The organism is Clostridium tanneri (genome assembly GCF_033659955.1).
Classification (GTDB): Bacteria; Bacillota; Clostridia; order Clostridiales; family Clostridiaceae; genus Clostridium_AM; species Clostridium_AM tanneri.
Window position 1 is genome coordinate 1 of the sequence record NZ_JARUJP010000047.1, and the last position, 6,526, is coordinate 6,526.

At 30.6% G+C, this 6,526-nt stretch carries 9 protein-coding genes; all 9 read right to left on the reverse strand.

Features of this window, described 5'->3' with window-relative positions:
- Positions 1–444: 444 nt before the first annotated feature.
- Positions 445–1,386, reverse strand: coding sequence for a hypothetical protein (locus P8V03_RS18590; protein ID WP_318799312.1), 942 nt, complete (start codon positions 1,384–1,386; stop codon positions 445–447).
- Positions 1,379–1,969, reverse strand: coding sequence for an RNA polymerase sigma factor (locus tag P8V03_RS18595; protein ID WP_318799314.1), 591 nt, complete (start codon positions 1,967–1,969; stop codon positions 1,379–1,381). The genes P8V03_RS18590 and P8V03_RS18595 overlap by 8 nt, the downstream gene beginning before the upstream one ends.
- A 193-nt stretch (positions 1,970–2,162) precedes the next feature.
- Positions 2,163–2,468: a hypothetical protein gene (locus P8V03_RS18600; RefSeq protein ID WP_261673580.1), complete on the reverse strand. Its 306-nt coding sequence runs from the start codon at positions 2,466–2,468 to the stop codon at positions 2,163–2,165.
- Positions 2,469–2,478: 10 nt separating this feature from the next.
- The gene (locus P8V03_RS18605) at positions 2,479–3,486 is read right to left on the reverse strand and encodes a WG repeat-containing protein (protein ID WP_318799315.1); all 1,008 of its coding nucleotides are present in this window, start codon (positions 3,484–3,486) and stop codon (positions 2,479–2,481) included.
- 16 nt (positions 3,487–3,502) lie between these two features.
- Positions 3,503–3,655 (reverse strand): hypothetical protein, encoded by a 153-nt coding sequence (locus tag P8V03_RS18610; RefSeq protein WP_261673582.1) that lies wholly within the window; start codon positions 3,653–3,655, stop codon positions 3,503–3,505.
- A gap of 322 nt (positions 3,656–3,977) precedes the next feature.
- Positions 3,978–4,634: a hypothetical protein gene (locus P8V03_RS18615; RefSeq protein ID WP_318799317.1), complete on the reverse strand. Its 657-nt coding sequence runs from the start codon at positions 4,632–4,634 to the stop codon at positions 3,978–3,980.
- A gap of 117 nt (positions 4,635–4,751) precedes the next feature.
- Positions 4,752–5,036: a DUF6881 domain-containing protein gene (locus tag P8V03_RS18620; protein ID WP_261673584.1), complete on the reverse strand. Its 285-nt coding sequence runs from the start codon at positions 5,034–5,036 to the stop codon at positions 4,752–4,754.
- Between the two features lie 339 nt (positions 5,037–5,375).
- A complete protein-coding gene (locus P8V03_RS18625; protein WP_261673585.1) occupies positions 5,376–6,005 on the reverse strand; it encodes a hypothetical protein in 630 nt (209 codons plus the stop codon).
- Between the two features lie 3 nt (positions 6,006–6,008).
- Positions 6,009–6,526, reverse strand: a 518-nt coding sequence (locus P8V03_RS18630) for an NERD domain-containing protein (protein ID WP_318799318.1), incomplete at its 5' end; no start/stop codon positions are given.

Below are 6,526 nucleotides of genomic sequence, written 5' to 3' on the forward strand. Positions count from 1 at the left end.
CATCTTGCTTTGTCAATAAAATTTTTAATATTTTTTATTTTCAATCTTTATTGACAACTTTTACATATTATTATGAACAATTATTTCTGCCAACATATTTTGTTAACTATTTTTTGCTCACTTGCTTGCCATTTATCAGGCAACGAATGTTATTCTATCACCTTTATCATCAACATATTTATAAGCTTAGTACAATCGTTAAGATTTATCTAGTATATACATCGATTATCTCATAATACCTAAATATCTAATGCATTGACACACTAGACACAGTTTTCTTGTACTCTGATAATCCTCTAGTGATTTATATAACTGATGTACTTAATTTGACTAGTACAATTACAAATAGCAAAGAACTAAGCTTAGAATCTTTCTAAACCTAGTTCTCTAATTAAATAACAGTTTATGAACCGCTACCTTTACTCATAATAGAAAATCCTGAACCTATTCTTTATTTTTATAAGTTTTCATATATTCTTTAATAAACTTAGAAGCATTATCAATATCTGTTTCATTATTATTAAGATTTATTAAACTAAAGCTTATACCGTCAGCTTCCCACTGAATATGTTTTACTTTAACAATTTCATCCGGTTTGCTTTTGATATCACTAAGATATAAGTTTCCCCCAGCTTTTGTAAAAGTTCTAGTACTCTCTAAAACCTTGCACTTTATGTTTTCAATGTTTAATTCCTTAAATTTATCTTTTCTTTCTGTCTCCCTTGTTGATTTATCTTTTTTCTCCATACTTAATAAATAATTATGCCCTTTGTTATCAGAATAGCAGCTATATACACTAAGCTTCTTTTCAAACTTTTTAGTTTCATTTGATTCGACATCCTTACTTATAAATTCGTAAAAGTTTTGTGATAATTTTTCAGCATCATCTAATTTGATATTATATACACTTACACAAGCCTGTATATCAGGTTTGCCTGAGTTAGTATGAATTTGAAAGTCCTCTGCAATTTTTTCAGGTAAGTATATCGAAAAACCTATTCTTTTTTCAAATTTACTTCTGTTTGAATCCGTTATTAACATTCCTCCATAGTTATACACTGGGATTAAGTATTCTTCACTTTTTTCAACAATTTTATAGTCATCTCCTGACTTTTCTAGGATAAAAATACTCCTTAGAGTTCTATAAGTCTCTTTAGCTAAAACCCTTACATCACTAGACATAGATAAAGCTATTCCGGAAAAAAGAATTGTACAAAGAATAAAACTTGCAGCTATGTTCCTCGTTAACTTAGATTTACTTGCCTTACTCTCTAAGTTATTTCTATTGCTCCATGCCTGCTCAAATATATTTTTAGAAGGTTTTTCATAGTAATTACTTATATTTAATGATGACTTAAACTTTTCATCAAATAAATCATTACACACCGTGGTCACACTCCCTACCATTAATTTTTTTTAAATTATAATCATCACTAAAGGAATATTGTAATTCCTCCTTTAATTGGTTCCTTGCATAAAACAATCTGGATTTTACAGTTGCCTTAAAACACCCCAAAATCTTAGCAACTTCCTCTACACTCATGTCATTAAAATAATAAAGAATAACAACTGCTTTTAATTTATCATTCAGTTTATTAATGGCATTGTGCACAGTAAGTTTAAGCTCACAATTTGCAATGTCATCTTCATACTGGAAACCATGTAAGTGCACCTGACTTTGATTTTCTATATCTACTGGCACTATACGGGAATGTTTATTACATAAATCCCATCCAGTTCGAATCATAATTTTAAAAAACCAAGTTTTAAAGGCCCCCTCATTTCTAAGATTTTTTATTTCTCTAATGCATTTTATATATGTTTCTTGAAGTATATCCTCTGAAATTCCTCTGTTTCCTGAAATAAGATAAGCTGTAGCTAGTGCTTCCTTCTCAATTCCTTGAAATAATTCCCGAAAAGCCTCCTTTTCACCAAGCTTACATCTGTCTATTAAATTTTTAAATTTCATCTAATCACCTCCCTCATTTTTAATCCTCTATAATATTAAGAGAAGTTAGTTTTGCAAAAGGTTTTGTTAAATTTTCATTTTATGCAAAAAAGGTTATCTTTATATAGAAATTTCTCCTCTATATAGAGATAACCTTCTCTAGTAGTCTAGTATTTATAAATTAATTACCTTATTGATTTACAACAATCTCCTACTACATCTTGCATTTCTTTTCTATTCCTTCAAAGAGATACTCCAAGTATTCTGTATCTGCTCCCTCTTTTTTTAGCTTATCTATCCTAGTTTTAGCACCTTCTAGGCCCTCTCTAGCTTCCTCAAAATCCTTTTGCTTTATGGAACTGCTTGCGTATTCTAATAAATAGTCAACCTTTAGCACCATCTCAGCTAAGTCTTCCCTATCATCATTTACCAACTTCAATAGCAAGGAGTAAATTTTAGGCGAAGTCTTTTCCTTATTAATACTCAATAATTTATTATTTCTAGTGGTCTTCTTAGCCATTTAATATCACCTAAGCTTTCCAAATATATTCCCCGTTATTATTTATATAGCTAGCTTTATTTCCAATCTCAACCTTTGCTATACCATTAACAAACTTACCTACCTCATCAAAGGCTGGGCTAATAACTAAATTACCTTCTAAATCTACATATCCCCATTTTCCATCTACTTCTACCGCTACAAAGCCTTCACTAATTGTATCTACATTATCATATATTAAAGGAATTATTTCTTTTCCTTCTCTATTTATAAACCCATATTTTTCTCCAACAGCCACTGCTGCAAAGCCTTGATAAAATTCCTCAGTCCAATCATACTTAGCCGGTATAATTAGTTCTCCCTTTTTGTCTATAAAGCCATATTTATTTTTTACTTCTACTGCCGCTAATCCTTCTTTGAAATCATTTGCTTCATGGTACTTAGCAGGAATTATAATATTTCCTGATTTATCAATGTATCCACATTTCTTTTTTATTGTAACTGCTGCAAGTTCTTCTGAAAATCCATAGGCAGAGTCATACTTAGGCTCTATAATAAAATTGCCGTCTTTATCTATATATCCTAACTTTCCTCCTAGCTGAACTACAGCAATGCCATCGCTGAAGTCAAAAGCATCTAGAAATTGAGGCTCTATTACCATTTCCCCAGCCTTGTTTATATATCCCCATTTATATCCTAGCTTAACTGCAGCTAATCCTTCGGAAAAATCACCTGCTTCATCATACTGGCATTGAATAACTAGATTTCCCTCACTGTCAACATAACCGCTTTTATTTCCTAATTGTATCGCCGCTAGCCCCTCACTAAAATTATAAACATCGTCATACTCAGCCTTTACTACTAAATTACCTTCTTTATTTATAAACCCGAATTTTTCATCAATGTCTACTATAGCTAATTGACCTTCAAATTCTTCAGCATAGTCAAACTTAGCTTCTATAACTACTTCCCCTGTATTATCTATGTACCCATATTTTTTCCCTACTTTTATAGGATAAAGTGTTTTTGCATTACTCATATTCTTCTCCTTCTTCCTAATCAAACAATCCACCGGTTTTATTATTTATGATAGCCTTCTTGCTTCCACCAATTTTCTTTTGTGGTCTTAATGTACTTCCCTTCTGTGAACCTTTCTGTTTCTTTTCCTCAATTAGTTTTTTCATCATTTCTATATTTTTCTCTGACATTTTTATTCTCCCTCATTTACTACAAATTATTATAATTACTATTCCTAGAAAATATTATCACAAGTACTCTTATTTTACCTCATATAATTAATGGCATTCAATAGTGACTTGATTAATATTAACAGATTGAACTAAACATATACCGGTATAACAAGAATAATATATTTTACTTGTCTTCTCTACGCAATCAATAACGATTTTAGAACAATCTTTATAATATCCAATTCTATTCCCTCTTTCATAATACTTTCTAAGGTTTATGATAGCGATAAACAAATAATGCTGAGATAACCTCGAAATAATTTTATACTTACTATGGATTTTAATATAAAATATTTCTTGAAGGTAATTTATCAACTTTTAATTCAATTACCTGATTTTCACATATCTTTTTTAGCTTTTCACTATCACTTGCCTCTTCCTTAAGTTTATTTAACCAAGATTCAACTCCTCCAATACGAGCAAATACATGTTCTGGCCAATTATAGGTTTCTTTCTTTGCTAGGTCAATAGCTTTTTGTACTTCAACTGTATTTCCACACCATGCACTTACAAGTATCATATACTCATAAACCTCAATCTGAAACGGAAATGTTGGATTTTCTATATATTTTTTGAATCCAGATAGAACTTTATCTAGTTCAACATCTCCCTCTAAAGGGATTAATAGATTTTTACTCATAATTTTTGCCAGCTCTCTATACTTCTTTTCATGGAATTCCAAACTTACACTTTGTCTGTTAAGAGTACTAGCTAATCCTAACGTAATCACAGGAAAAGGCCGTACTAAATTATGAACATGAAATGTGGGAATATAACTGTTATTCCATGACTTAACTTCAAGCAAAATTCCCACCAATATTGGGCCTATTCTATTTATCAAATGCATAGGTTTATATACACCCAGTGAAGGAAATAATTCGTTCCAATCTTGCGTAATTCTTTTTTTATCTGCAGTTGTTAGCTTACTCAACGTCATGGGTTTACCTCCATAATTCTTATAATATTTGATGAGCCGTTATCTAAAATTTTACTTTACTATAGTATAAAAAGGTGGAACACTATATTTTATTAGCTGCTCCACCTTAACTTACCTTTATTTATTACATTGTATTCTTTTCAGCCACACTTTTTCAAATTCGCGTTTACCTATTTCCATGGGTTTAAATTGGTTATCTGAAGCTGTTTCTGATAAAGTTAGTAATGGCTCCTCCGATAATCTTGTTCCCCCAAATTCGGTATTTAAGTCCGCATATTCTATTTTATTATCCCTATAAATTTCAACTTTTCTTATTTCATTATACTTATCATCAATTTCTGAATATATAATAATTGGTTCATGCTCTAAATTATGAATCCATTCTATCTTTAGATACCTCATGTTTTATCACCTCTTTATTTTGTAACAGGCGCAAAACTAACTATACGATTTGTAATATCCAAGGCAACTTTATTTAGTATTACAAATACTCCTTCTCTTCTTTTTTTTATCAACTTAAGGGCTTTTACATCAGAAAATATTCATAATAATTATTGGATTTCATATTCTGTTGTATTCCATTTGTATTTCTTTATAAAAGCCATCAACCATTGTTTTTGCTTAGGTTGATGGCTATATTGTATGACTCCTTGTTAGAAAATTATAAACAACTTCTTATTCGCTACTATTTTTAATCATTTTAACACATCATCTTCTCAATTTAACTTTATCTTCATTACCTTACTTCAACACTCTTTCGGTGAATTTCATAACCATATTTAATCCATAGTCATTTATACTTTTTAAAAATGCTATTTTTTTCTCTGAAATCTCTTTAATGTTATCTTTACCTAACAATTTAGCTAATCCTATTGCATTCATTGCTCTCTTATGATGTAGTGGTGAAAATATCCATACTTCTGGGTCATCTCTTAGCATCATCACCAAAGCATCTTCCATACTTTGGTACTTATCTATATACGGAAGTGCTACGTTTTTAATTGTATTTAAAATTTCTTCACCCACACACTTTATATTAGATTTTTCATTTATAATTAGTCGTCTCTGTCTTCCTTCATTAAGATTTCCTAATTCAATTCCTAATGTAGAAGTTTGTTGTTTCTCTTTTGATGTTAGCAATTTGTTATCTATATTAATCATTTCTTCCAAAGAATCAAACCTAATACTCACACTTATAACAGCATCAAAGTCATTATCATGTTCAATAAAGCTAATATGAATCATCGTCCTACCATTATCTATTACTTTCCAAAACGACTGTCCATAAACCTTTTTGTCAAAACCATAATTACTAAGTCCATTTGCTACTTCTTTCAATATTTCTTTCTTCAATCTCTTTTTATCTATCATTAATTAATCCACCCTCAATATACGAATTTCTATCGTTTTAATTCTAACATATTGACCAAAGAGTTCACCAGCATTTTTTCCTACCAAAATACCACCTTCTGTTTCAATCAATCTATCTTTAAGAATTTGAGAAGAACTTCTTACAGCATTCCCTGATTTCACTTCTACTGCTACTAAATTTCCTGATTGGTTACTAACTAAATGATCAATTATTCTTCTTCCTGCTGAAGTTCTAACACTTACTTGGCTACCAACAATTTTATATCCTTCATCAATAAGCTTTTTAGCTGCTATTCTTTCTGCCGCTGCACCTACTGCTCTATTTTTAGCAAGAATTTCTGCTTTACTCACACTCTTTGGACTAGTATTTGATGCCCTCGATGCAATCCTAACAAATCTTTGTGAAATATTTTGAGCAATTTGCGATGCTCTTGTTATCATCGTAGTTCCCATAGTTACAGCTGCTGCAAATGTTGCTGGAGATGCTATAGCTACTACTGCTGCCACCACAATTGTAGCCA